Source organism: Streptomyces sp. R21 (assembly GCF_041051975.1).
Lineage (GTDB): Bacteria > Actinomycetota > Actinomycetes > Streptomycetales > Streptomycetaceae > Streptomyces.
In genome coordinates this window covers 1623960-1648484 of the sequence record NZ_CP163435.1, presented here as the reverse complement: position 1 = coordinate 1648484, position 24525 = coordinate 1623960, and the positions used below count along the sequence as shown (strand labels likewise).

General features: G+C 72.1%; 22 protein-coding genes. 14 read left to right on the top strand and 8 right to left on the bottom strand.

Annotation, left to right across the window (positions count from 1 at the left end):
• Nucleotides 1–51 precede the first annotated feature (51 nt).
• On the bottom strand, nt 52–894 hold the full coding sequence (locus tag AB5J56_RS07665; RefSeq protein ID WP_369231322.1) for an SMP-30/gluconolactonase/LRE family protein: 843 nt from the start codon (nt 892–894) through the stop codon (nt 52–54).
• A 217-nt stretch (nt 895–1111) separates the two neighbouring features.
• On the opposite strand from AB5J56_RS07665, the gene AB5J56_RS07660 reads away from it, so the two are divergent.
• Nucleotides 1112–1483, top strand: coding sequence for a hypothetical protein (locus tag AB5J56_RS07660; protein ID WP_369231320.1), 372 nt, complete (start codon nt 1112–1114; stop codon nt 1481–1483).
• A gap of 251 nt (nt 1484–1734) precedes the next feature.
• A complete protein-coding gene (locus AB5J56_RS07655) occupies nt 1735–3198 on the top strand; it encodes an alginate lyase family protein (protein WP_369242427.1) in 1464 nt (487 codons plus the stop codon).
• Nucleotides 3199–3262: 64 nt separating this feature from the next.
• Here AB5J56_RS07655 and AB5J56_RS07650 read toward each other — a convergent pair whose 3' ends face one another.
• A complete protein-coding gene (locus AB5J56_RS07650) occupies nt 3263–4117 on the bottom strand; it encodes a (2Fe-2S)-binding protein (RefSeq protein ID WP_369231318.1) in 855 nt (284 codons plus the stop codon).
• 204 nt (nt 4118–4321) lie between these two features.
• On the opposite strand from AB5J56_RS07650, the gene AB5J56_RS07645 reads away from it, so the two are divergent.
• The 9 genes from AB5J56_RS07645 (at nt 4322) to AB5J56_RS07605 (ending at nt 15604) form a co-directional block, all read left to right on the top strand.
• Entirely contained in the window at nt 4322–5320 is a 999-nt protein-coding gene (locus AB5J56_RS07645; RefSeq protein WP_369242425.1) for a FecCD family ABC transporter permease, read from the top strand.
• A complete protein-coding gene (locus AB5J56_RS07640; RefSeq protein ID WP_369231316.1) occupies nt 5317–6366 on the top strand; it encodes a FecCD family ABC transporter permease in 1050 nt (349 codons plus the stop codon). The genes AB5J56_RS07645 and AB5J56_RS07640 overlap by 4 nt, the downstream gene beginning before the upstream one ends.
• 29 nt (nt 6367–6395) lie before the next feature.
• Entirely contained in the window at nt 6396–7211 is an 816-nt protein-coding gene (locus AB5J56_RS07635; protein ID WP_369242423.1) for an ABC transporter ATP-binding protein, read from the top strand.
• Between the two features lie 89 nt (nt 7212–7300).
• Complete coding sequence (locus AB5J56_RS07630; RefSeq protein ID WP_369231314.1) at nt 7301–8326, top strand: ABC transporter substrate-binding protein; 1026 nt, start codon at nt 7301–7303, stop codon at nt 8324–8326.
• A gap of 85 nt (nt 8327–8411) precedes the next feature.
• On the top strand, nt 8412–9599 hold the full coding sequence (locus tag AB5J56_RS07625) for an acetyl-CoA carboxylase biotin carboxylase subunit family protein (protein ID WP_369231312.1): 1188 nt from the start codon (nt 8412–8414) through the stop codon (nt 9597–9599).
• Complete coding sequence (locus tag AB5J56_RS07620; RefSeq protein ID WP_369231310.1) at nt 9596–11374, top strand: IucA/IucC family protein; 1779 nt, start codon at nt 9596–9598, stop codon at nt 11372–11374. Before AB5J56_RS07625 ends, AB5J56_RS07620 begins: the two co-directional genes overlap by 4 nt.
• Entirely contained in the window at nt 11371–12564 is a 1194-nt protein-coding gene (locus AB5J56_RS07615) for an MFS transporter (RefSeq protein WP_369231308.1), read from the top strand. Before AB5J56_RS07620 ends, AB5J56_RS07615 begins: the two co-directional genes overlap by 4 nt.
• Complete coding sequence (locus tag AB5J56_RS07610; protein WP_369231306.1) at nt 12564–14315, top strand: IucA/IucC family siderophore biosynthesis protein; 1752 nt, start codon at nt 12564–12566, stop codon at nt 14313–14315. The genes AB5J56_RS07615 and AB5J56_RS07610 overlap by 1 nt, the downstream gene beginning before the upstream one ends.
• Entirely contained in the window at nt 14312–15604 is a 1293-nt protein-coding gene (locus tag AB5J56_RS07605) for a type III PLP-dependent enzyme (protein ID WP_369231304.1), read from the top strand. Before AB5J56_RS07610 ends, AB5J56_RS07605 begins: the two co-directional genes overlap by 4 nt.
• Here the strand turns inward: AB5J56_RS07605 and AB5J56_RS07600 are convergent.
• Together AB5J56_RS07600 and AB5J56_RS07595 are read right to left on the bottom strand one after the other, a co-directional pair.
• On the bottom strand, nt 15576–16514 hold the full coding sequence (locus AB5J56_RS07600) for a diacylglycerol kinase family protein (protein ID WP_369231302.1): 939 nt from the start codon (nt 16512–16514) through the stop codon (nt 15576–15578). The two genes, AB5J56_RS07605 and AB5J56_RS07600, sit on opposite strands and share 29 nt — an antisense overlap.
• Before the next feature lie 213 nt (nt 16515–16727).
• A complete protein-coding gene (locus AB5J56_RS07595; protein ID WP_369231300.1) occupies nt 16728–17354 on the bottom strand; it encodes a TetR/AcrR family transcriptional regulator in 627 nt (208 codons plus the stop codon).
• A gap of 124 nt (nt 17355–17478) precedes the next feature.
• Between AB5J56_RS07595 and AB5J56_RS07590 the strand changes: the two genes are divergently transcribed.
• From AB5J56_RS07590 to AB5J56_RS07580, 3 genes are all read left to right on the top strand, one after another.
• Nucleotides 17479–19089 (top strand): MFS transporter, encoded by a 1611-nt coding sequence (locus AB5J56_RS07590; protein WP_369231298.1) that lies wholly within the window; start codon nt 17479–17481, stop codon nt 19087–19089.
• Between the two features lie 262 nt (nt 19090–19351).
• Complete coding sequence (locus AB5J56_RS07585) at nt 19352–21250, top strand: MmgE/PrpD family protein (protein WP_369231296.1); 1899 nt, start codon at nt 19352–19354, stop codon at nt 21248–21250.
• On the top strand, nt 21247–21984 hold the full coding sequence (locus AB5J56_RS07580) for an SGNH/GDSL hydrolase family protein (RefSeq protein WP_369231294.1): 738 nt from the start codon (nt 21247–21249) through the stop codon (nt 21982–21984). The genes AB5J56_RS07585 and AB5J56_RS07580 overlap by 4 nt, the downstream gene beginning before the upstream one ends.
• 73 nt (nt 21985–22057) lie before the next feature.
• On the opposite strand, the gene AB5J56_RS07575 is transcribed toward AB5J56_RS07580, so the two are convergent.
• The 4 genes from AB5J56_RS07575 to AB5J56_RS07560 are packed head-to-tail and all read right to left on the bottom strand — an operon-like array spanning nt 22058 to nt 24516.
• A complete protein-coding gene (locus AB5J56_RS07575) occupies nt 22058–23035 on the bottom strand; it encodes a VlmB-like protein (protein ID WP_369231292.1) in 978 nt (325 codons plus the stop codon).
• Entirely contained in the window at nt 23022–23534 is a 513-nt protein-coding gene (locus AB5J56_RS07570; protein WP_369231290.1) for a flavin reductase family protein, read from the bottom strand. The genes AB5J56_RS07575 and AB5J56_RS07570 overlap by 14 nt, the downstream gene beginning before the upstream one ends.
• Nucleotides 23531–24019, bottom strand: a complete 489-nt coding sequence (locus AB5J56_RS07565) for a hypothetical protein (RefSeq protein WP_369231288.1) — start codon at nt 24017–24019, stop codon at nt 23531–23533. Before AB5J56_RS07565 ends, AB5J56_RS07570 begins: the two co-directional genes overlap by 4 nt.
• Nucleotides 24019–24516 (bottom strand): type II toxin-antitoxin system RatA family toxin, encoded by a 498-nt coding sequence (locus AB5J56_RS07560; protein WP_369231286.1) that lies wholly within the window; start codon nt 24514–24516, stop codon nt 24019–24021. Before AB5J56_RS07560 ends, AB5J56_RS07565 begins: the two co-directional genes overlap by 1 nt.
• Between the last annotated feature and the right edge of the window lie 9 nt (nt 24517–24525).

Below are 24525 nucleotides of genomic sequence, written 5' to 3'. Positions count from 1 at the left end.
ACGGCCGCCGCCCCTGGGGCGGCGGCCGCAAGCGCCCACGCTCGGTGGGCGTCACGGCCAGCCCGCTCCCGGGATCTCGACCTCGGTGGCGAGCACCTGGCCGGTGCCCGGGGTCACCATCTCGGTCTCGGTCATGCCCCGCCACTCGGCGGTCACGATGAAGAGGGTGGTGCCGTCGGGGCCGCCGAGAGCGCACGCGAAGCCGCCACGGTCCAGGTCGACGGTGTGCAGCACCTTGCCGCCCTCGGCGACACGTACGCACTGCCGGTGGGGGACGTCGGCGTACCAGACGGCGTTCTCCGCGTCGACGCAGATGCCGTCCGGCGTGCCCTCGCCGAGGTCGGCCCAGACGCGCCGGTGGGAGAGACCGCCGTCCGCGTCGATGTCGAACGCGACCAGGCAGTGCCGGTAGGAGTCCGCGACGATCAGCGTGGAGTTGTCCGGCGTCACCGCCATCCCGTTGGGGAACGCGATGTCGTCGGCCACCTCGCGGACCGAACCGTCCGGCGTGACCAGATGGACGAAGCCGGGCCTGAACGCCTCCCCGGCCATCGGATCGAAGTCGCCGCGGTTGACGTAGGCGTTGCCGCGACCGTCCACCACGATGTCGTTCCAGCCCGGCCTGCCGAGATCCGCGTACGTGACGAGCGTCCCGTCCGCCTCTCGGCGTACCAGCAGACCGTCCCGCGCCGAGACGATCAGCAGTCGCCCGTCCGGGGTCCAGGCGGTGCACAGCGGCAGCGACTGCACACGCGCGACCACCTCGCTCCGACCGTCGAGATCGACCGCGACGACCTCGCCGGCGGTCCAGTCGGAGAAATACAGCCGGTCGCCGTGCCAGCGCGGCGACTCCACCAGTCCACGCCCGGTGAGCAGCGTCCGCACCTCGGCCATGACCCTCACGTCCCTTCGCCCGCGCCGGCGCATTGCCGACGTCCCACCCTTCAAACGAACGGCCATCGCGGAAATCGACACCCGCTCACGGAATCGCCCCGAGCACGGTTCCACCAGGATCGAAGTGATCGACCAGGGATGTCCGTGCTCGGCATAGTGAATGGTCAGATACCTCGTCCATCGATGCACCTTGATCAACCCGGGGGAACACATGCGTATGCAGAGGAAGATCGGCGCGGCGCTGGCGACGGCGGCACTGGCCGTGGGATTCGGCGCGGTCGCGGCGCCGTCCGCCCACGCCGCATCGGGCTGCTGGACCAATGACAACATCCACTGGTACTGCAACAACGTCTCGGGCGCAGCGGTCTACGGCATCATCGGCAACAACCACTCGTACCCGGATCCCGACGTGATCGTGGGCCGTATGTACTCCAACCCGAGCTGGTTCTACTGCAAGGAGGACGGCCAGGCCTGGGTCGGCGGACCGCACCCGACCCGCTGGCTGATGACGAAGGCCGACAACGGACAGCTGGGCTTCATGAAGGACACCGCGATCTACAGCGAGACGGATCCGGTGCCGAACTGCTGAGTTCCGGGGACGTCCGCCTCGCTGCCGCCGGGCGTGACCGGGTGGCGCCGATACTCCCGGTCACGCCCGGCGGCATGCCGTTCACCACGGACTCCTCGCCGCTTCGCCGCCGGTGAGGCAGGCCCCGCGAATTTTCTGTTATCCCTGAGCGTTTCCCGCGTCTCCACTCCGTACGGACCCCACCCCACAGGAGTCAGCGCGTGAATGAGGACAGCAGCGGACGCTCGATCAGCCGGCGCGGAGCGCTTCGTATGGCGGGTGCCGGCGCGGTGGCAGGAGCCGGGGCCGTCGCGCTCGGCGTCACCGTTTCCGCCCCCACCGCGGCCGCCGCCGGGGCGGCCTTCGCTCATCCGGGCCTGCTGCACACCCGGGCCGACCTGGACCGGATGGCGGCCAAGGTGAAGGCGGGCAGCGGCCGTTGGAAGGCGGGCTACGACAAGCTGGTGGCCAACCGGCACGCGCAGAGCGGCTGGGCGCCGAACCCGCAGGCGACGGTGTACCGGGGCTCGGGCGGCCCGCAGAACTACGTCACGCTCTACAACGACATCCATGCGGCCTACCAGAACGCCCTGCGCTGGCACATCACCGGCGACACCGCGCGCGCCGTTACCGCCGTCACCATTCTCAACGCCTGGTCCGCCAAGCTGACCGGACTCGCCGGCAGCGCGGACAGGTTCCTCGCGGCCGGTCTGTACGGCTACCAGTTCGCCAACGCGGCCGAACTCGTCCGCGACCGCGACGACTTCGAACTGGCCCGCTTCCAGAAGATGATGCGCGACGTCTTCGCCCCGCTCAGCGAGGACTTCCTCGTGAAACACAACGGCGCCTACGTCACCAACTACTGGGCCAACTGGGACCTGACCGCCATCGCCTGCGTCCTCGCCACCGGCATCCTCTGCGACGACCGCGCCCAAGTCGCCCGCGCCGTCGCCTACTTCAAGCACGGCGAGGGAATGGGCTCCATCAGGAACGCGATCCCGGTCGTGTACGGCGACGGTCTCGCCGAGTGGGTCGAGGCGGGGCGCGACCAGGGCCACGCGCTGCTCGGCGTCGGCCTGATGGGCACCATCTGCGAGATGGCCTGGAACCAGGGCATCGACCTGTACGGATACGACGACAACCGCTTCCTCAAGGGGGCCCAGTACGTGGCCAAGTGGAGCATGGGCGGCCAGGTGCCGTACACCGCCAACACTCGCAGGAAGGGCGCCCCCGGCGTCTGGTCGGGAGCGGAGACCGCGAGCGGCGCGGCCGCCGTGGACCCGGCGATGACACGGCCGATCTGGGCCATGATCGCCAACCACTACACCAAGCGCCGTGGACTGTCCGCGCCGTACGTCACCCAGGTCGCGGCCAAGGCGGCCCCCGAGGGCGGCGGCGGTGACTACGGTCCCAACAGCGGTGGCTTCGACCAACTCGGCTTCGGCACACTGACGTTCAGCCGCGACGCGGGGGACACCACCCCGCGGAAGAGCACGCCGAGCCCGACCGGAACGAGTGCGACCGCCGCTGCTTCGGCGACCGCGTCGGCCACCGGTTCCCCGTCGGCCTCTGCGTCCGCCACAGGGGGCGTGCGGCCACAAGGCGGTGATGCGGGCGGCGGAGACCTCGCGCTCAGCGGCGCCGGTGGAATCACCGCCATCGCGGGCACCGGCGTGCTGGCCCTCGCGGCCGGCTTCGTCGCCCTGCGGCGACGTCAGACGGACAGCCCGTCATAGCCCTCAGTCGGTGAGAAGCCCCGGAAACGTCACCCCGTAGCCCTCAGCCCTCAGCCCTCAGCCCTCAGCCCTCGAGTCTGCGCAGACGTTCCGCGTCGCAGGTCCGGGGGCAGGTGCTGCATGCCTCGGCCGGGCGGACGGTGTAGTAGAGGCAGCACCCCATGCGGGTGCGGGTCGGGTGCAGGCGGCCGTCCGAGCCTGTCAGGTGGCGGAAGTCGGCGCCGCCGGGGAACGGCGCCTCGGCGGAGGGCAGGAGCGCGGTGGCGGCCCGTACGGCGGCGTCCTCCTCGCCGAGGGTGCGGCCGAGGTACCAGATCCCGGACACGAGGTCGTCGGCGACCATGCCCCACAGGGCGCGCGGACCGCGCCTTACGTACGGGCCGAGGGCGGACAGGAGCGGTCGCATGTGGTCGGCGACCGCTGTCCTCAACTCGGCGCGCAGCGACTCCTCGTGGGGTACGACCCGGGCGCCGGGCCGGTCGGCGGCCGGGTCGCCCGGCAGACACGCGAGTTCGGAGGTCGGCGTGATCTCGAACACGCCGGAAGCCAGGTCCAGCCGTACGTCCTCGGGCCGGATCCGCGGCACCCGCCGCTCCAGGTACCAGACTCCGCTCATCAGCAGGCCGACCGACCACGCGTAGTCGTGGAGGGCGCGGGAGGCGGCGACGTCCGGGCGCGAAACGTGCCCGTAGCGGTCGTGAATCCGCTTGGCCTCAGCCGTCACGAAAGCGTCGATCGCATCCTGATGGCCCATCAAATCCTGGCCAGTGAAGCCGACTTGAAGGCCTTTCGGGTCCTCGTCCGCGACGCTCAAGGCCAGCGCCTCGCAGAGGTCGCCCAGGCGCCGGTAGGCGTCGGAGAGGAGGCCGGACACGCCCGTCGCGGCGGCGGCCGGCGGGATCTCCAGGGCCATGGTCATCGGCACTCCTGAGCGCGAGACGTCATTGCGTGATGCATAGGCAAGGCTTACCTTACTCAAAGGATCACGCGAACGACTTCGGGGGTACGGATGCGCCGGCGGCCGGAAGGTGTGCACGTCACAGCGATTCCACAGCTGGTTGAAAAGTAAAGCATGCCTAACCTAAGCTCACGTTTTGTGACTGCGACCGAACGGGCCGCACCCATGGGTGTGCCCTTCCGTGCCTTCCGGCACATTCCCCTGTTCCTCATCGGCATCGGTGCCCTGCTGCTCTGCACCGCGCTGAGCCTCGCCCTCGGAGCCCGCTCCATCCCCCTGTCCACCGTGGCCGACGCGCTGTTCGGCCATGCTCAGGGACGTGACGCGCTCGTGGTGACCGGGCTGCGGCTGCCGAGGACCGTCATCGGTCTCGCGGTCGGCGCCGCGCTCGGCGTCGCGGGGGCCGTCGCCCAGGGCATCACGCGCAACCCGCTCGCCTCCCCGACCACGCTCGGTATCAACGCGGGTGCCGGGTTCGCGGTCGTCGTCGCCATCTTCGCGCTCCATCTCACCAGCCCCGTCGAGTACATGTGGTTCGCGTTCGCCGGAGCGGCTGCCGCCGCCCTCTTCGCCCAGGCGCTCGCCCGGCGTTCGGGGGACATCGACCCCGTACGGCTCGCCCTCGGCGGCACCGTGCTCCAACTCGTCCTGCTCTCCTGGACGTCAGCTGTGATGCTGGCGAGTCAACGGACGCTGGACGAGGCGCGGTTCTGGCTCGCCGGGTCGCTCTCCGGCCGGACCTTCGACGTCCTGTGGCCGGTGCTGCCCACGCTGGTGCTCGGGCTGCTCGTCGCCCTGTGCGTGGCCCCCGCCCTCAACGCCCTTGCGCTGGGCGACGATTCGGCGCAGGCGCTCGGAGTGCCGGTGGCCCGGATCCGCCTCGCCGGCGGCATCGCGGTGGTGCTGCTCGCCGGATCGGCGGTCGCCGTGGCCGGTCCGGTCGCTTTCATCGGCCTGGCCGCACCTCACCTCGTACGGCCGCTGCTGGGCGGCGACCACCGGCTGCTGGTGCCCGGCTGCCTGATCGCCGGACCGCTGCTGCTGCTCTCCGCCGACGTTCTCGGACGGCTCGTGGTGCGGCCCTCCGAACTGGAGGTCGGCATCGTCACCGCCTTCCTCGGCGCCCCGCTGCTGGCCCTGCTCGCCCGGAAGGTGGCCCGATGACCGCCGCCCTCACGGGAGTTGTACGTGCCGACAGCGCCCGTACCCGACACCGTCGCCGAGTCCTCGCGTACGGCGCCTGCGCTCTCCTCCTTCTTCTCGTCCTGCTCACCGTCGCCCTGACCACGGGGGAGATGCGGCTGCCCGCGACCACCGCGCTGCGGGCGCTGATCGGGCTCGGGGACTCGGGCGACGTCCTCGTGGTGCAGCAGTTCCGTGCCCCCCGGGCCGTGGCGGCGATCGTCGCCGGTGCCGGACTCGGCGCGGCGGGCTGCGTCCTGCAACGGCTGTTCCGCAACCCGCTCGCCTCTCCCGACGTCATGGGCGTGACGGGCGGCGCCTCGCTGGGCGCGGTCGCGCTGATCGCCGCGGGTGCCTCGCAGACGCTCATCCCGGTCGGGGCGCTGGCCGGCGGACTGCTCGCCGCCCTGCTGCTCGGGGTGTTCGCCTGGCGCTCCGGGCTGGCTGTCACCCGGCTCGTCGTCACCGGACTGGCGGTGCAGGCGGGCCTCGCCGCCGCGGTGAACCTGATGATCGTGCGCTTCCCGGCCGAGCTGGCCGGATCGGCGCTCCAGTGGACGACCGGGTCCGTGTACGGGCGCACCTGGACCGAGGTGTGGGGCGCGGCCGGCGCCATGCTGGTCGCGCTGGCCGCCGCCTTCGCCCTGCACCGCTCCCTCGCCGTACTCGACCTGGGCGACGACTCCGCGGGCGCCCTGGGCCTGCGCACCTCCAGGGCGCGTCTCCACATCCTCGTCCTAGCGGTGGTGTTGGCCTCCCTGGCCGCCGCGCTCGCCGGTCCGGTGACCTTCGTGGCGCTCGCCGTACCCCACCTCGTGCGGTTCGTCACGGGCCCCCCGACCGCCGGATCACTCGCCCTGGCCGGTCTCACCGGAGCCGTCCTGCTGCTCGCCTCCGACCTGGTGGTGCAGCACCTGCTGCCCGTCGAAGGCCTGCCTGTCGGCGCGGTCACCGCGACGCTCGGCGCCCCCTGGCTGCTGGTGCTGATGTTCCGCCAGAGCAAGCCCGTCCACAGGAGCCACGCATGACGCATCCGACTCGCCCCCAGGAGTCACCCATGGCCACCGCCAACCAGCTGACCACGCAAGGCCTCGACCTGCGCTACGGCGACCGGCTCGTGGTCGGCGGCCTCGATCTGACGCTGCCGGGCGGTGCCGTCACCGCGATCGTCGGCCCCAACGCCTGTGGAAAGTCCACCCTGTTGCGCGGTCTGAGTCGACTGCTCGCACCGGCCGCCGGGACCGTCGCCCTCGACGGCGCCGACATCCACCGGCTGACCGCGCGTGCGCTCGCCCGCCGGATGGGGCTTCTGCCGCAGCAGCCCGTCACCCCCGAGGCGATCACCGTCGAAGCGCTCGTACGGCTCGGCCGCTATCCGCACCAACGGCTGCTGAGTCCCTGGTCGGCGGCGGACCAGGCGGCGGTCGAAGCGGCTCTGGAGCGCACCGGCACGGCGGAGCTGCGCGACCAACCCGTCGACCAGCTCTCCGGCGGCCAGCGCCAACGCGCCTGGATCGCCCTCGCGTTGGCCCAGGACACCGAGCTGCTGCTGCTCGACGAACCCACCACCTTCCTCGACCTGCGGCACCAGCTCGACGTACTCGACCTGGTCGCCGCCCTGCACGCCGAGGCCGGCCGCACCGTGGTGATGGTGCTGCACGACCTCGGACAGGCCGCCCGCTACGCCGACCACATGGTGGTCCTCAAGGACGGGCGCCTCGCCGCCGCCGGACCACCCGCCGACGTCCTCGACGCGGAACTGGTCAAGTCCGTGTTCGACGTGGACTGCCGGGTGATCCCCGACCCGGAGACCGGCACACCGCTGGTCGTCCCGAGGAGCAGTGCCGTACGACGCGCCACCGCGCCCGCCTGACCCGCACCTGCGCACCCACGCCCGTAAGAGAAGCCCCCTACGAGCAACACCCTTACGAGCAACACCCCTACGAGAAAGACGAACCCCCCATGCTCAAGCGATCCCCCCTGCGCGGAATCGGCCGGCTCCTCGCCGTGCTGCTCGCCGTCGTGCTCGGCACCGCGGCACTGGCCGCCTGTGGCAGCGAGAAGGACTCCGACACGTCGGGGAAGGACGAGGCCAACGCCGGTGCCGCGTCCGCCGGTTTCCCGCGCACCCTCAAGACCGTGATGGGTGACGTGAAGATCCCGTCCCAGCCGAAGAAGGTGGTCGTGCTCGACACCGGCGAGCTGGACGACGTCACCCTGCTCGGCATCGACCCGGTCGGCGCGGTCGCCCCGCACTTCAAAAGCGAGGGCGGCTTCCCGACGTACCTGAAGGGCGAGTTGAGCGGCACCAAGGACGTCGGTCCGCTCCTGGAGCCGAACCTCGAACTGATCGCCTCGCTCAAGCCCGACCTGATCCTGTCGTCCAAGGTCCGGCACGAGAAGGTCTACGACAAGCTCAGCGCCATCGCCCCGACCGTCTTCACCGAGACCACCGGCGGTCCCTGGAAGGCCAACCTGAAGGTGCACGCCAAGGCGCTCGGCCTGGAGAGCGAGGCCGCGGCGAAGCTGAAGGAGTACGAGACCCGCGCCAAGGCGCTCGGTGAGGCCATCAAGAAGAAGGACGGCAACGCGATGCCGACCGCCTCGGTCGTCCGCTTCATCGCCGGGCCGACCCGTCTGTACCAGTCCAACTCCTACAGCGGCGTCGTCCTGAACGACATCGGCTTCAAGCGCCCGGCCTCGCAGGTCTCCGACGACCCGGCCGTGACCATGAAGGACGTCAGCCCCGAGCAGATCGACCGCGCGGACGCCGACCTGATCTTCGTCACCACCGCCGACACCCCGGACAAGACCCAGCGCAAGGACGTCACCTCCAACCCGGTCTGGAAGGACCTGGCGGCCGTCAAGAACAAGAAGGTCTTCGAGGTTCCGGACGAGACCTGGATGTCCGGCATCGGCGTCCAGGCCGCCGAGCAGATGCTCGCGGACGTGGCCAAGGCCACCGGCGTGGACCTCCCGAAGAAGTAACTCCCGCTTACCGGGGCGGGGCCGCACCCGAACCGCGGCCCCGTCCCGCAACCCCCCACCTCCGAGCGGAAGTTGACCCACGCCCGTGCGCCTCTACCTGCTTGCTCTCAACCCCACCGACTCCGTGACCGAAGGGTTCCTGCCCGCCGCGGCACGGCTCGGCCTCGACGTCACCGTCCTCACCGACCAGCCGGACGCCCACCGGGCCGCGTACTTGGGCCCCGAGCATCCGCGGATCGAGATCCTGGAGTGCGACGTACGCGACTTCCGCGCCGTCATCACCCGGATATCGACCCATCACACGCCGGACGCGGTCTTCACCAACAGCGACCACCTCCAGACCCAAGCCGCCCTGGCCGCCGCCTACTTCGGGCTTCCCGCCAAGAACTGGCGGGCCACGCTGCGGACCAAGGACAAGGCCGAGATGCGCCGGCACCTGGCCGCCTCGGGCGTCGACACCGTCTGGTCCGCCGAACTCTCCGAACCGGCCGCCCTCGACGCGCCCTACCCCTGTGTCGTCAAGCCCCGCGAGGGCGTGGCCAGCGAGGACGTCGTCCTGGTCGACAGCTCCGAGGAACTGGTCACACGCTGCAAGGAGATCCTGGCGCGCCGCCCGGGGGCCGTGCTGGTCGTCGAGGAGTACCTGCCCGGCGAGCTCTACACCCTGGAGACCCTCGGCGACGGCCGCACCCGGCACATCTTGGGCGGGTTCCACACCGAGCTGTCCCCGCCGCCGTACTTCATCGAGGACCGGCTGACGTTCGTTCCCGCACATCCCGAGCCGGTCGTCGCACAGGTGCTGGCCCAACTGGACGCGCTCGACGTCGGGTTCGGCGCCTGCCACACCGAGTTCGTCGTGCACGAGGGGCGCGCCCGCATCATCGAGGTCAACTACCGGGCCATCGGCGACCAGTGCGACCTGCTGCTCGGCCGGCTGCTGGAGATCCCGCTCTTCGAGCACATCCTCCGCACCCACCTGGGCGAACCGCTCCCCGCCGACCTCGGCGCCCGCCGCGACGGCGCGGCCCGCCTCGACTACCCCTGCGCCGAGCGCGCCGGGACGTTGACGGCGGCACCGGAGGCCTCGGAACTCGCCGTAGACGGCGTGCAGTTGACGTACCGGCCGCTGCGGGAGACAGGTGAGCGGCACGAGCTGTACCGCACCAACCGCGACTACCTCGGCGTCCTGCGGGCCACCGGAACCGACCAGCGGGCCGTGGACAGGGCGGCCACCGCATTCCTGGCGGCCCAGCGCTGGGAGATCCAGCCGTGACGCCCCAGACCGCGACGGCTCGGACCGCGGTGGACGCCGCGGAGGCCGAGCTGCTCACCCGCGTCCTCTCCGCCCTGCTGCGCGAGGACGTCGTCGGCCTGCGCACCCGCAGCACACTCACGCACCGCCCGGACGGCGCCTGGCTCCGGCTGGAAGGCAAGGACGACGCCCTGCTGTTGCCGGTGTCCGAGGACGGATTCCAGAGCCTGTACGCCGCCCGGCTGCCGCTGCTCGTCAGTGAGGCGGACGGCGAGCTGACCACCGTCGAGACCGTGCTCGCCGCGCTACGGGCGCCGGCCGACCCCCTCGACCGCGACGGCTTCGACGCGTTCGCCGAGGAGTGCCGCCAGACGCTGGCCACCATGCGGCTGCACGGCCGGACGCGCGAGGAGACCGTCGTACGTCTGGCCGCGCGCCACGGCGGCGACCCCGCCGACTGGACCGGCCCGCACCGCAGCCTGGGCCACGACACCCTCGCCGCCCGCCTCGACCACCCCGTCTACCCGACCGCACGAGGCCGCTCCGGACTCGACGAGGAGCAACTGCGGGCATACGCACCCGAGTTCCACCCGCGCTTCGCGCTGCGCTGGCTCGCCGTGCCCCGGGAGGCAGTCACCGCGACGGGAGGCCCGCTCCCGGAGCACTGGCCCACACCCGCCGTCCTCGGGATGCCCGAAGCCGAACGGACTCATGTGGCCCTGCCCGTCCACCCGTTGACCGTCGGCGCCCCGCTGGACGCCGCCCTGCGCGACACGGGACTGACGGGCAGCGCGCTGCTCGCCGACCGCGCCCACCTCGAAGTCGTACCGACCCTGTCCATGCGCACCGTCGCGGTGACCGCCGACCCGGCCCTGCACCTCAAACTGCCGCTGCCCACCGCCACGTTGGGCCTGCGCAACCGGCGCACCATCAAGCCCGGCACCCTCGTCGACGGCGCCGCCGGGCAGCGGCTGCTCCAGACGGTGACGGTCCACGAGCCCCGCTTCCGGGACACGATCCTGCACGCCGACGAGACCGTGTACGCGCACGCCGGGCACGAGTCGCTCGCCGTGCTCTGCCGCCGCCTCCCGGCCGGACTCGAGGACTCACTCGTGGTCCCCCTGGCCGCGCTGCTCGCCGAGGCCCCCGGCGGCCGGCTGGTCGTCGACCGTCTCGCCGACCGCTTCTACGGCGGCGACCCGCTCGCCCTGCTGGACGCCTGGCTGACCCTGCTGTTCGACTGGCAGACCACGCTCTTCGGGTACGGCATCGCGCTGGAGTCGCACCAGCAGAACATCTCCGTGGTGCTGGACCGACGGGCGGACGGCCGGACACGGCTGAGGCTGCTGCTCAAGGACAACGACGGGCCGCGCATCAACGCCGTACGGCTGCGCGAACGGCTCGGTGCCGCAGCTCCCGGACCGGCGGACTTCGACGACCCCAGAGTGTTCGGCGACGACGACGGGCCGGTGGCCGACCTGTTCACCACCATCACCGTCCATCTGTGCGCGGGCGCCTACGCGTTCGGGCTCGCCCGGCACGGGCGCGCACCGCTTCCCGCACTGCTCCGCCTCGTCCGCGACCGGCTGTCCGAAGCCGTCGAACGGCTCGGCACCGGACCGGGGGAGCCCGGCGCCGTCCTGCGCGCCCGGGTGCTGGACGCGGACCGTCTGCCGGTGAAGGCGATGGTCAGTGCCGGAACCCTGCTCACCAAGCAGCGGTCGGGCGCAGCCGACATCAACAAGCACTACACCACCGGCCCCAACTACCTGCGCGGGACGGGGGTGTCGGCATGAGCGCGGGCACCCTGCGGATGCCGCGCCCCGCGTTCGGGCCCCGGCAGGTGCACGCCGTGGCCGGCTGCTACTTCGTGGCGTCCTTCGCCGCGCTGGGGCTGCCGCCGTACCTGACCGAGATCCTTCCCGAACTCGGCGACCGGACGGCTCGCTGGGCGGGTCTGCTGTACGTCGTCCCCACCGTGTTCGGCGCCCTCGGAGCCCCGCTGTGGGGGCGGCTGGCCGACCGCTTCGGACGTAAACGGCTGCTGCTGCGGGCCCAGTTGGGGCTCGCCGTGTCCTTCCTGCTCGCCGGGTGGGCCGATTCACTCGCCACGTTCACGGCGGCGCTGGTGCTCCAGGGCATCCTCGGCGGCACGTTCGCCGCGTCCAACGGATACCTCGGAGCCGCGCTGGAGGGGCCGCACCTGTCGCGGGCGCTCACTCTGATGCAGGGCAGTGCACGGGCGGCCCTGGTCGTCGCCCCGATCGTCGTGGGCTCGCTGTCGTCCTGGCTGTCGCCGCACCGCCAGTACGCGCTGCTCGCCGTACTGCCCCTCACCGCCGCCCTGTTGCTCGCCGCGCTGCCCGAACCGGCCGAGGGGAAGACCACCGAGCGGGCGGAGCAGGTCCTGCCCAGGACGACGGCCCCGATCGTGTCGCTGCGCGCCCTGTACGCGCTCGAGTTCGCCTTCGTCTTCTCCACCGTCATCTCCTTCCCCTATCTGATCTCCCTCGTCGAGAAGCGCCTGCCGGGCGCCTCGCCCACGCTGTCCGGCGTGCTCTTCGCCCTGCCTCACCTGTGCTACCTGGTCTCCGCCCTCGCCGTGCACACCGCCTTCCGGACCCGCCCTCGGGCCGGGATCGCCCTCGGCTTCGCGCTGATCGCGCTCGGCCTGGCCGGGCACGGTTTCGCCGACTCGCTCCCGTCCTTGATCGCCGTACGACTGGTCCTCGGCGCCGGGATGACGCTCGGCCTGGTCTGCCTGTCGATCCTGGCGGCCGACTGTGCCCAGGGCCGGGCGCCCGGCGGGCTGTTCGGCTCGCTGGAGTTCTTCTCCAAGGCCGGCGCGGTCGTCGCCGGCGTGGCCGCGGCTGCGGGCAGTGCCCGCTTCGGACCGGCCGCCCCCGTCCTCACCGGCAGCGCCGTCGCCCTGGCCACCGTCTGCGCGACCACCGCCACCTCTCTCCGCACCCGCTGGAGCCGCTGATGCCCTCGCTGACCGATGCTCTCGGAAGCGCCCCCATCCCCTCCGTCCCAGCCCAACTCCCCACCGCCGACGAGGCCGTGGCCCACACCCTCCTCAACTGCCTGCTGCGCGAGGTCTCGGGACCCGAGCGCCAGACCGCCGTCGATGACGCCCACCTGCTGCTGCGGCTGCCCCGGCGCGGTGCGCTGCTGCGGATCGCCCTGCGCCGTACGTCACTGCTCGGCGCGCATCGCTTCGCCGGGACGGTGAACGAGCAGCGGGAGGACGGGAGTTGGGCGGAAGTCGACTGGCGCCGCCTGGCCGCGTACACGCAGGACGAGCTGTCACTGCGCACCGGTGTGCGCAACGAGGAGTTCGCGGAGCAGATCGAGTCCAGCCATCGGGCCGTGGCCGCGGCACTGGAGGCGTCCGGCTCACCCGGTCCGCGGCTGGACGGTGACCGTCTCGCGGCCTACCTCGCCTCCGAGCAGTCCCTGATGTTCGGGCACCGCTTCCATCCCACGCCCAAGGCCCGTACGGGCGACGCCGCGGCCTGGCAGGCGTACGCGCCGGAGGCCGGGGCCGCCTTCCCGCTGCGGCACCTCGCCGTCCGCGAGCACCTCGTCGCCGAGGAGACCGCCGCACCTGGGGCCGCCGATCCACTGGACCGACAGCGCACCGACGTCCCGGACGGCTACCGGCTGCTGCCCGCGCACCCCTGGCAGTACGCGATGCTGCGCGACCACCCGACGCTGCGCGCGGCTGTCGCACGCGGCGACGTCCTCGACCTGGGCGAGGGCGGCGGGCCCTTCGCCGCGACCGCCTCCGTACGCACGCTCTACGACGGCGAGGCGTTTCTGAAGTTCAGCCTGAACATCCGCATTACCAACTGCCTGCGCAAGAACGCCAGTTATGAGCTGTCCGGCGCGGTCGCCCTCACCCGCGCCCTGGAACCGGCCCTGTCCGACCTGGCCGACCGCTTCCCGGGCAGCGCCGTGCTGCGCGAACCCGCCTACCGCAGCCTCGCCCTGCCCGGACCCGACGGCGCACCGGACCGCTCCCTGCTGGAGGGCTTCGGCGTGATCGTCCGCGAAGGCCTCGCCCAGCGGCTGCTGCCCGGCACCACCCCCCTGCTCGCGGCCGCCGTCGCCGACGAGTACCCGACCGGCCCCGCCCACGTGTCCCGCCTCCTCGCCGGAGCGGGTCCGGAAGCCGTGCTCGCCTGGTGGACGGCGTATCTCAGGCTGCTCGTTCCCCCCGTGCTGGCCGCCTATTTCGACCACGGCCTGGTCCTCGAACCGCATCTGCAGAACGTGCTGATCTGCGTGGACGGCGACGGCATGCCCGCCCAGGTGCTCTTTCGCGACCTGGAGGGCACCAAGCTCGTCCCGGAGCACCACGCCGAGGCGCTGGCCGCGCTGCCGTCCGAGGTCGCGGACCCGATGACGTACGACGCGCAGCGCGGCTGGGACCGCGTCGTCTACTGCCTGCTGGTCAACCACATCGCGGAGCTCCTCGCCGCGCTCGCCGATGTGCACCCGGACACCGAGGCCGCGCTGTGGGCGAAGGTCCGCGGCTGCCTCCAGACGTACGGCGACCGGTACGGCTGCCCGCCGCGCCTCGCCGCCCTGCTCGCCGGGGTCCCGCTGCCCGCCAAGGCCAACCTGCTCACCCGCTGGGAACGCAAGGCCGACCGGGACGCCGGATACGTCCGACTGCCCTCACCCCTCGCCGAGGACATCCTGCGGCACACCACCCGGAGCGCCCGATGACCGACCCGACCCCAGCAGTGCGCTCACGGGTCCTGTCCCTGCCACCGGCCGAACTCCCCGCCTACCTCTACGACTTGGCGGCACTGCGTGCGCACGCGGACACCGTGCGGGCCGCGCTGCCCGAGCGCGTCGAGCTGTACTACGCGGCCAAGGCCAACCCGGAGCCTGAGATCCTGGCCGCGCTCTCCCCGTACGTCGACGGCTACGAGGTCTCCTCCGGCGGCGAACTCGCGCATGTGGACAAGGCGGTGCCCGGACGCCCGCTGGCCTTCGGTGGTCCGGGCAAGACGCCGACGGAGATCGCCGGGGCTCTGGAGCGGGGCGTGGAGCGCTTCCATGTGGAGAGCGAGTACGAACTCGGGGTGCTCGCCGAACTGGCCCTGCGGGTCGCGCCGGGCCGCCGGGTGGCGGTCCTGCCGCGCTTCAACCTTGCCGTGGGCGACGGCGCGCTCGCCGGGAGCTCCCTGGCGATGGGCGGCCGCCCCACCCCCTTCGGCCTCGACCCGGCACGGGCCGACCGAGTGATCCGACGGCTCACCGACGGGAGCCTTCCCCACCTCGAACTCCGGGGCATACACGCCCACTTGGCCAGCGGACTGCACGCGGCCGAACAGCTCGCGGTGGCCGAGACCGTCGTCACCTGGGCCACGGACCTGGCCGCGCGCCACCGCGTCCGCCTCGCCGAGGTGAACGTGGGAGGCGGCATGGCGGTGGACTACGCCGACCCCGAGGCCCGCTTCGACTGGGCCGCGTACGGCAAGGGGCTTGCCCGACTGGCCGACACTCACCGGAACCTGACGTTGCGCATCGAGCCCGGCCGGGCGCTGACCGCGTACTGCGGCTGGTACGCGACCGAGGTGCTGGACGTGAAGACCAGCCACGGCGAGGAGTTCGCCGTGGTCCGCGGCGGCACCCACCATCTGCGCACCCCGGCGACCAAGGGGCACGACCAGCCCTGCACCGTTCTGGCGGTGGACGCCTGGCCGCACCCCTGGCAGCGACCCGTCGCACAGCACGAACAGATCACCCTCACCGGCCAGTTGTGCACGCCGAAGGATCTCCTGGCCCGCGGCGTTCCGGCCGCGGGGCTGCGCGCGGGCGACCGCGTGGCGTTCTCCCTCGCGGGCGCCTACGCCTGGAACATCTCCCACCACGACTTCCTCATGCACCCGGCGCCCGGTTTCCACTTCCTGGACGCGGACGGAGACATGGACCGAGACGCGGACCAGAGCGCGGACCGCGACCCGAGTGGCCCGACGGTCAGGACCGGGGCGGTGCCAGGACCGTGAGGGCCCGCGGCACGACGTCCAGCGTGTAGCGGGAGGCGGCCTTCGGGGCGAGATCGCCGTCGTACTCGAAGAGGACGGGTCGGCCGTCGGTGCGTTCCACGACGATCCGGCGGCCTCGGGCGTACACCACCCCCTTACGGCCCACATGGGCTCCGTCGCGGGCGAGTTGGAGGAGTTCGGGCAGGGGCAGGCCGGGGCCGGCCACGCAGACATCGAGCAGGCCGTCGTCCAGGGCGGAGTGCGGCAGGAGCAGGAAGCGGCCCGCGCGATGACGGCCGCCGCCGACGTTCGCACACACTGTCGGGCCGCGGTGCACCTCGACGCCGTCGACGGTGACCCGGCCCGGATAGGGGCGGAAGCCGTCGGCCACCGCGCGTGTCACCGCCTCCTGGTACCGGTCCCGGCCGGTGCCGGCGACCTCGCGGGCGGTGACCAGGGTCTGTGCGGCCAGCCCCGAGGACGCGCCCAGGAGCGCGAGGCCGCCGGTCTCCGCGACCGCGGCCAGATCGATCCGCCGCACATACGGCGTGGCGAGGACGGCGTCCAGCGCCGCCCGCCACGGCCGGTCCGACCAGATCGCACGGTAGAAGGAGTTGCCGGTGCCGAAGGGGAGCGCGAGGAGGGCCGCGTCGCCGCCCGCGTCCATCAGCCCGGTCATCACCTCGTGGGCCGTACCGTCGCCGCCGATCGCCACCACCGTGTCGGCCGCGCCGGCGGAGACGGCCTCGCGGGCGAGGGTCCGGGCGTGGTCCGGTCCGGCGGTCAGTCGCAGCTCCACGGTCGCGGCCGCCTTGGAGAGCAGCCCGACCGTCTTCTCCACCGCGTCCGGTGTACACGATCCCGCGGCCGGATTGGCCACCACCAGAACGGACTTGAGGACGTCTGGACCGGACTTGAGGACGTCGCTCATCGACGCACCCTCCCGCGCACTCGGCATTGCTCGCGGAGAGGGCAGGATTTGAACCTGCGTGGGCTTGCACCCGATCCGGCTGACGCCGGAACCCCGTTGGGCCGCTGCGGGCACCTCTCCCGGATGTCCTTGCGCCGGAGAGACTGCCGAACTCCGCTGAGATGTCGATGAGATCGTCCTGAGACGCCCGCGCGTCGGTTTCGAGTGGGTGGGTCAGGCGGTGTCGCCCAGCCCTCGATGCGTCAACTCCCGTACGGCTGCCACGATCACCTCGGGATCGACCTGCTCACCCCGGCTGATCAGATCGTCGAGGAGCCCGTCGGCCGCGTGGAAGAGCATCCGGCAGACGAGAGTCGGGTCGTAGGCACGGAACACCCCGGCGCGGGCGCCGCGTCGGACGAACGCGACCATCACGTCCACGACACGCTGGTTGGACGTCCGGCACAGCTCCAGCGCCTTCGCGTTCGCCGACCCGTACACGATGCGGTGCAGGGCGGCGTTGTCGACGGCGTGGTCCACCAGGGCGCGGATGAGCCGGTCGAGTGTGGGCCACCAGTCCCCGTCCGTCTCCAGCAACTCCTGGGTGGACCGCAGGAATCCGTCGACGTACTCCTCCCACATGGCGCCCAGCAGATGGTCCTTGGAGTCGAAGTAGAGGTAGAAGGTGCCCTTGGCGACCTCACCCGCCTCCGCCAGTTCGGCGACCGTCGCGGCGGCGAAGCCCTTCTCGCGGAAGACCCGGCCCGCACCCCGGATGAGCGCCGCCCTGCGGTCCTCGGGGCTCTTGGCCACCCGTTTCCGGCGCGGCGCTGTCGGGGGTGTCGTGCGTATCGCGGCCACGAAGTCTCCTCTGGTCTACGTAAGTTGACTGACCGTCGGTCACTCGGCGTTGACTGACTGACCGTCGGTCATTATGGTCCCGCGTAGCGACCGGTTCGGCCAGGCCCCTCACGTGAGGACGGCGATGAGCGACACCACAAACCACCATGACCTCCGAGGCACGCGTGGCCCTCGCAAGGGGCTGCTGCTCGGCTTCGTCTGCTTCGGCGTGTTCATGGTGTACCTCGACGCCACGATCGTGAATGTGGCGCTGCCCGACATCCAGCAGGATCTCTCCGCGGACATCACCGGGCTGCAGTGGATCGTCGACGCCTACGCGCTGGCCTTCGCCTGTCTGCTGCTCACCTCGGGCACACTCGGCGACGTCGTCGGCCGCAAGCGGCTGTTCCTGGGCGGGCTGATCGGCTTCACGCTGAGCTCGGTCCTGTGCGCGCTGGCGGGCTCGACGAGCGTCCTGCTGGTGGGGCGCGCGATCCAGGGTGTCTGCGGGTCGATCATGATCCCGGTGTCGCTCGCGCTGGTCTCCGCCACGTACACCGAGGCCGTCGCGCGCGCCCGGGCGATCGGCATCTGGGCGGGCATCGGCGGACTCGCACTCTCCGCCGGACCGGTGGTCGGCGGCCTGCTCGTCGACTCGGTCGGCTGGCAGAGCATCTTCTGGGTCAACGTGCCCATCGGGCTGCTCGCCACCGTCGTACTGTCCCGCCTGCTGAGCGAGAACCACGGGCCGCGCGCCCGGCGTCTGGACATCGTGGGACAGCTGCTGTTCGTCGTCGCGATCGCGGCCCTCGCGTACGCGCTCATCGAGGGCAACACCGAGGGCTGGCGCTCCGCGCTCATCCTCGGCGCCTTCGCCGTGTCCGCCGTGACACTGACCGGATTCGTGGCCTGGGAACTGCGGCAGCCCGATCCGATGCTGCCGCTGCACCTGTTCCGCAGGCCGGTCGTGGCGGTAGCCGGAGCCGTCAACTTCCTCAGCCTGTTCGGGCTGTTCGCGGCGATCTTCCTGCTGACGCTGCACCTGCAGACCGTGCAGGGGCTCAGCAGCGTTCAGACCGGCGTACGGTTCCTCGCGCTGACCGTGCCGATCATGATCGCCTCGTTCGCGGCGAGCGTCGTCGCGTCCAGGGCCGGTCCGCGCCGCCCCATCGTGTTCGGCTCGCTGTGCTCCGCGGGCGGCCTGTACGGCCTGACCGTCCTCGACGCCGGAACCGGCTTCGGCGGCTACTGGTGGGCGTTGGCGCTGCTCGGCATCGGTGTCTCGTTCACCGGGGCGCCCGCGACCGTGGCGCTCCTTGGCTCGGTCCCCGCCGAACAGGCCGGCACGGCGTCCGGGATCTCCAACACGTTCCGCCAGGTCGGCGCGGTCTTCGGGGTCGCGCTGGCCGGGGCACTGCTGCTGCGGCACCTGCGCGGCAGCCTGCCGGACGCGCTGTCCGCGGTTGCCATGCCGCGGACGGCGCGAGCACAGGCGTACGACCTCCTCAGCGGGGGCGATCTGTCGCGCACCGACGCGCTGCCGGCCGAACTGCGGCGGTCGGTACAGGACGCCGTCGGTCCCGTCTTCGTCGACGGGATGCATCTGGTGATGCAGGTGGCGGCGGCTGGGACGCTGATCGGAGGACTCTGTGCGCTGGTGCTCCTTCGGGGGAAGCCGGGCCGGGTCGCGGACGCGTACGAGGCGCCCGCGACCGGCCCGGCGGAGCGCGACGCCTCGGCGGAGGCGAGCGCGTGAACGGCCTCGGCGACCGAGGGGGAGCGCAGGCACGCCCCGACGCCGCCCTCCGGCCACACCGGCCAAAGGCCCGCTTGGCCGCGCTGCAAGGGCTTTCGCCCGCCAGAGCGACAGCACACACTCGCTGTGACACTGGCGGCGGGCGCGGGAACAAACCCATGCTTCCCCGGAGCTGCTCAGTTTTCCGACCGGCCGCCCCGGAGCCCACCCCGGGTGCAAGCGCGACCGACAAGGGCGGCGGCCGCGACCGGGAGCCGACGGCATGACCCGGCCCACCCTCATCGGGCAACTCGCCGCCTGGGCCGGCGACATGGAGCTGGGCGACGCCCCCGACCGTGTCGTCGCCCACCTCAAGTGCCAGCTCCTCAGCCAACTCGCCGCCGCCCGCGCCGGATACGCGCACCCGCTCGGCGGTCGGATCGTCCGGGCGTACGGCGGCCCGCTGCACGACGACCCCGCGCGCGCCGCCGTCTCGCTCGCGATGGCGGCCATCTGCCTCGACTACGACGACACCGCGTACGCCGGACACCTCTCGCACTCCTGCGTCACCGTCCCCGTGGCGTACGCGGCGCCGCTCGCCCTCGACGGCCATCAGCTGCTCACCGCGATCCTCGCCGCGAACGAGACGGCGGCCCGCATCACCGCCGCCGCGACCCTGGGCCCCTTCCGCGGCCAGGCCGCCGGACACACCCACCTCGCCGGTGCGGTCGCCGGACGGCTGCGCGCGGAGGAGGCCCCCGCGGGGACCTGGACGGACGCGCTCGGGCTCGCCTTCTCGGTGCCGACATGGCCCCTCGCCCGCGGCTTCCTCGCCACCGACGCCAAGGGGTTCGCGGCGGTCGCGCCCTTGCAGACGGGGCTCAGCGCCTGCGACGGTGCGCACGCGGGGCTGCGCGGACCCGGCGACGTACTGGAACACCCCCAGGGATTCCTGCACCAGTTTGCCGAGGTGCCCCTGCCCGAGGAGGCCGTCGCCGGACTCGGCACCCTCTGGCACACCGAGACCCTCTCCTACAAGGTGCACCCCGGCAGCGCGTACACCAGCGCCGCCGTCGACTGCGCGGTCGACCTGCACACGGCGGGAATCGACGCCGACGACATCGCGGAGGTCGTCGTCGAGGGCTCCCTCTTCACCCACGGCCTCGACCGGACCGCACGGGGGGCGGACATCGGCCCCGGCTCCGGTGTCGCCGCGCTCAACTTCTCCCTCCCGTACAACGTGGCCACCGCCCTCCTCACCGGCGCCCTGCTCCCCGCCGACCTGGCGCCTCCCGCGGTGGAGCGCCCCGAACGATGGGAGCTGGCGGCGAAGGTGCGCACCGTCCACGACCCCGAACTGAGCCGGGCCGCACTGCTCGCCACCGCGCCCCTGGGCCAGGCGCTGCGCCGGGCCGGGAAACGGGCGGAGGCGTGGGTGCGGGCGGCCGACGAGCGGGCGGCCGACGTCCTGCCCCCGCCGTGGCTCGCCCCCGAGACCGACTTCCGGTGGGCGACGAAGCGGCTGGGCGCCCGGGTCGTCGTACGGCTGCGGGACGGGCGGGAACTGCGGGCGGAGCGGCCGGAGGCCGTCGGGGCCGTGGGCAGCGCGGATCACGCCGCGCTCGCGGAACTCACGGGCGAGAAGTTCCTGCGCTGCGGAGGCGATCCCGAAGTCGTCGACCTGGTCGGCGAGTTGCCGGATCTCGGGCCCGCCGGGACCCGGCGGCTGATCACCCTCGCACTCGCGGGGGTGCAGGGCGAGCGGGAGGAGGTGAGGCCCGGAAGGCGGCGCCCTCGCCACATCCGGAAGAAGGTGATGGACACCAGCGCGCTGGAGGCAGCGTACGACCATCTGCGGGGCGCCGCCGTCCCCGACCGGACCCTCGCCGAAGTGGCCCTGGAAGCAGCCGCGTTGGCCGCCACCGCACGTCAGGTGCTGACCGGGGGTGCGCCGGTGCTGGACCCCGTGGCCCCGGAGGCCGTCGCCGAACTCCTGGCCTCGGCGGACCGCGCACTGCTGGCGGATCTGCTGCGACGCAATGCCTCCGACCTGCTCGGCGTACTCGACCGGACCCCGCGGGAGAGCGGTGACACGGCCGTGCGGGTACGGCTGCCGGAGGGCACCGAGCGGCCCGAGCCATGGGCCCGGCTCCTGCACAACCGGACAGCGGGGGCACGATGACCGACGACACTGAGGCACCGCCCAGGCCAGGGCTACTGGCGGGGGAGGACCATGACCCCCACTGTCTGCGCCCGGGTGAGGCCGCGGACCTGCTGGCCGGCACGCCCTGGCGGCGCGCGGTGATCCTCGGCGAGCACGAGGCGCGGCTCGCCCGCTCCGCCGCCGTGCCCGGATACCGCTCCGTGAGCTGGAGCGACCGGGTCGCCGCCGCACTCCGCTCGGCGCACCCCGGCGCGGCCTGCCGCATCGCGCGCGGCCGACGGGACCTGCTCCTCTTCGAGGTGCGCTCCCGGCAGCTGGCGGACGCCCTCGTCTTCCGCGGCGACCTCGCGCTGGTGTCGTGCGGCGGACCCGAGCTGCGCGCACCGGCCTTCGACGCCGACGCCCTGGAGGTCGAACTCTCCCGCATCCTCGACTCGTTGAAGAGCGGGACCTACCGCGACGCCGTGGTGATCACCCCCTTCGAGCGGGCCTCGTCAGACCCGCCGCACGCGGGGCAGCGGGAGGAGACACGTGCACGCCAGCGACAACTGGTCGAGCGGACCGGCCTGGTGACGCTTCATCACGGAGCCCTGCACATCAACCTGATGAGCCACCAGCACGGGCTCGACCTGGCGAGTCTGTGGGGTCCGCACCCCGGTCGGCTGAACAGTCGGGGTCATGCCCTGGCCGCGTCCGTGGTCGTCCGCGCGCTGACACGGCACGCACGCCGAGTCGACACCGTCGCACGGTGAACCGGCGCGATCGGGCGGCGAAGGGGCGCGTCAGGAACGGCGAACGGACTCGACAGGAACAGCAACGTTCACGCTACGGCGTGTCCGTGAGCCCCATGTACGCCAGTCGCCGGACCTGCATCGTCTCGGACCACTCCAGTGCGGTCCCGATGCGCTCCTCGACGGTGGTGTCCACCAACCGCCGGCCCGGCCAGATCTCGTAGTCGCCGACCAGGCCGGCATGCTTGTCCAGGCCTTCCTGGAAGAGGATCTCGCGGCGCAGCACCATGTCGGCCACGGGCAGGTCGTTCCACAACGCCTGCCCCCGCTGGACGAGTTCGAGAAGGCGGGGCTTGTCCTCGGGGTGGGCCAGGAGATGGTCGCGGGCGATGGAGCTGCCGACACTGAGGTGGCGTATCTCGTCGATGCCGGCGCCCCGCTCGATGTCCGCGACCGCCGGGTCGAAGATCCGCCACTTGCGCTCGCTGAGTTCCGCCGCCGGTGCCAGCACACCTTCGACGAGGATGGTCAGAACGACGACACCGCCGATGAAGTCGCCCTGATAGCTGAGGACATGGAGGCCGAGGTCCTCGAGGGGGATCAGCACCGCGTTCCGGTCGGTGCCCGCGAGCTGTCCGAGCGCCTGGGGGGTGGTCTCGACGCCGAGCGCGCGCAGGTGATTGCGGAAGACCATCGCGTGCCGGGCCTCGTCGATGAGCTGGGTGGCGTAGAACTCCATCGTCTCGACGCTCGGGGCCAGCGCGACCAGATGCGCGATCGCCCGCGTGGCCTTCTCCTCGGCGATCGAGCGGAAGGCCAGCTCCTGGGTGAGCGCCTGGTGCAGCGGTCCCGGTTCGCGGGTGACGTCGAGGGGGCGCACGCCCGGATCGTGGCCCAGGACCTGGCCGCGCAGCGTGCCGTTCGGGACCGAGCGCAGCCAGTACCGCAGATCGCAGGAGGCGGCGGTCAGCTCCAGATTCATCGCGCCGTCGACCAGCGAGGGCGCGCGCTCCCAGTCGGCTTCGGCGGGAACTGCCGATACGGAAGGGGTGGCGGGGTCATGCGTCTGCATCGTGGACTCCTGTAGGGGCGAGGTCTGCGGTGGTCAGCAGGGGCGGGCCGGCGCCGGCCCGCGCCGCGAGGACACGGGCCAGCACCAGTTCGTGGTCGCCGACCGCGATGGTGCGCTCCACACGGCACTCCAGCCAGCCGACGGTGTCCCGCAGCAGGGGTGCACCGCAGGAGGTGCGGCCGTCGCACAGGCCGGCGGAGCCCGGGCGGTCCCAGCCGTCGGCGCGGTCGGAGCGGGCGAAGTGCCGCGCCAGGCCCGCCTGTCGGTCGGACAGGCCATTGGCCGCGAACAGTCCGCAGCGCAGCAGCGCCGAGAGTCCCCGGCTCCCGCGGCGCAGCGCCACCGACACCATGAGCGGCCGCAGCGAGGCCACGGCCAGCGTGCTCACCGTGACCCCGTGGGCCTGCCCGGCCGCACCGCACGTCAGCACCGACACGCCGGCCACGGATCGCCATACGCCCGTACGATCCCGGTGCGGCGCGGTGGCCATGTCGGTCATGTCACCCTCGCGTCGAGCATCTCGGCCACCGGGGCCGGGCGGCCACCTGCGGCGAACTCCCGGCGGAACCGCTCGTACGCCGGATCCGCCGCGGGCTCGAAGGCCAGGCCGAACGGCTTGAGGAAATTGCCGAACAGCGCCCGGTCGCCGAAGAGATGGATCGGCAGGGCGAGCAGCGCCCACTCCGCGCCGGACAGCCAGACCCAGGCGAGCGCCACCAGCGTCTGGGTGACCAGGCTGTGCATGACGTTGTAGAGCACGTAGTACGTGCGGGAGATGGGTGCCCCGCGGGCGTGATGGTGGACGATCGCGCCGGGGATGTAGCCGATCAGGTCGATGTAGACGAACAGCGCGATCGCCGCCGGCCAGCGGACCCCGTCGGCATGGGCGAGGAAGAACGCGGACGCGACGACCAGACCGAGCGCGTACTCCAGGCGGATCAGCCGGTAGGTGACGGGCGTCTCGAAGAGGTTCTTCGCGTCCATCAGACGACCACCGTCTGTGCTGCTCGCACCGGGGGTTGCGAGGACGTCGTCGACCGCGGCACGACTTCGGAACTGTCGAACAGCCCCGCCAGCACCGCCGCGATGGTCTCCTTGAGCACCCGCTCGGCGACCGGGTCGAGGATGCCCGCCAGGCTCGGTATCCCGAAGTCGAACTCGGCGGCGAAGTCGATCAGACAGCCGTCACCGTCCTGGCGGACGGACCAGCTGCCGGTGAACTCCTCGAAGTCGCCGTGGAGTTGGCGGAAGGTGATCAACCGGCGCCCCGCATCGAACCGGTCGGCCTCCGTCCAGCGCAGGATGCCGTTGCGGAAGAACACCTCCCAGTCACTATGCTCCTCGTCGCCACCAAGTTGACGGACCATCACGGAACGGACCACTGGTGACAGTTCGGGGTAGCGGGCGAAGTCGGTGATGCGCGCGTATCCGGCGTCGGCTTCGACGCCCGCTGCTCGTACGGTCAGTTGTGCGTTTCGCATGTCTGTCTG

Coding starts and splice junctions, on each gene's coding strand:
- AB5J56_RS07665 (WP_369231322.1), bottom strand. CDS start 894: ATGGCCGAGGTGCGGACGCTGCTCACCGGGCGTGGACTGGTGGAGTCG.
- AB5J56_RS07660 (WP_369231320.1), top strand. CDS start 1,112: ATGCAGAGGAAGATCGGCGCGGCGCTGGCGACGGCGGCACTGGCCGTG.
- AB5J56_RS07655 (WP_369242427.1), top strand. CDS start 1,735: ATGGCGGGTGCCGGCGCGGTGGCAGGAGCCGGGGCCGTCGCGCTCGGC.
- AB5J56_RS07650 (WP_369231318.1), bottom strand. CDS start 4,117: ATGACCATGGCCCTGGAGATCCCGCCGGCCGCCGCCGCGACGGGCGTG.
- AB5J56_RS07645 (WP_369242425.1), top strand. CDS start 4,322: ATGGGTGTGCCCTTCCGTGCCTTCCGGCACATTCCCCTGTTCCTCATC.
- AB5J56_RS07640 (WP_369231316.1), top strand. CDS start 5,317: ATGACCGCCGCCCTCACGGGAGTTGTACGTGCCGACAGCGCCCGTACC.
- AB5J56_RS07635 (WP_369242423.1), top strand. CDS start 6,396: ATGGCCACCGCCAACCAGCTGACCACGCAAGGCCTCGACCTGCGCTAC.
- AB5J56_RS07630 (WP_369231314.1), top strand. CDS start 7,301: ATGCTCAAGCGATCCCCCCTGCGCGGAATCGGCCGGCTCCTCGCCGTG.
- AB5J56_RS07615 (WP_369231308.1), top strand. CDS start 11,371: ATGAGCGCGGGCACCCTGCGGATGCCGCGCCCCGCGTTCGGGCCCCGG.
- AB5J56_RS07610 (WP_369231306.1), top strand. CDS start 12,564: ATGCCCTCGCTGACCGATGCTCTCGGAAGCGCCCCCATCCCCTCCGTC.
- AB5J56_RS07605 (WP_369231304.1), top strand. CDS start 14,312: ATGACCGACCCGACCCCAGCAGTGCGCTCACGGGTCCTGTCCCTGCCA.
- AB5J56_RS07600 (WP_369231302.1), bottom strand. CDS start 16,514: ATGAGCGACGTCCTCAAGTCCGGTCCAGACGTCCTCAAGTCCGTTCTG.
- AB5J56_RS07590 (WP_369231298.1), top strand. CDS start 17,479: ATGAGCGACACCACAAACCACCATGACCTCCGAGGCACGCGTGGCCCT.
- AB5J56_RS07585 (WP_369231296.1), top strand. CDS start 19,352: ATGACCCGGCCCACCCTCATCGGGCAACTCGCCGCCTGGGCCGGCGAC.
- AB5J56_RS07580 (WP_369231294.1), top strand. CDS start 21,247: ATGACCGACGACACTGAGGCACCGCCCAGGCCAGGGCTACTGGCGGGG.
- AB5J56_RS07575 (WP_369231292.1), bottom strand. CDS start 23,035: ATGCAGACGCATGACCCCGCCACCCCTTCCGTATCGGCAGTTCCCGCC.
- AB5J56_RS07570 (WP_369231290.1), bottom strand. CDS start 23,534: ATGACCGACATGGCCACCGCGCCGCACCGGGATCGTACGGGCGTATGG.
- AB5J56_RS07565 (WP_369231288.1), bottom strand. CDS start 24,019: ATGGACGCGAAGAACCTCTTCGAGACGCCCGTCACCTACCGGCTGATC.
- AB5J56_RS07560 (WP_369231286.1), bottom strand. CDS start 24,516: ATGCGAAACGCACAACTGACCGTACGAGCAGCGGGCGTCGAAGCCGAC.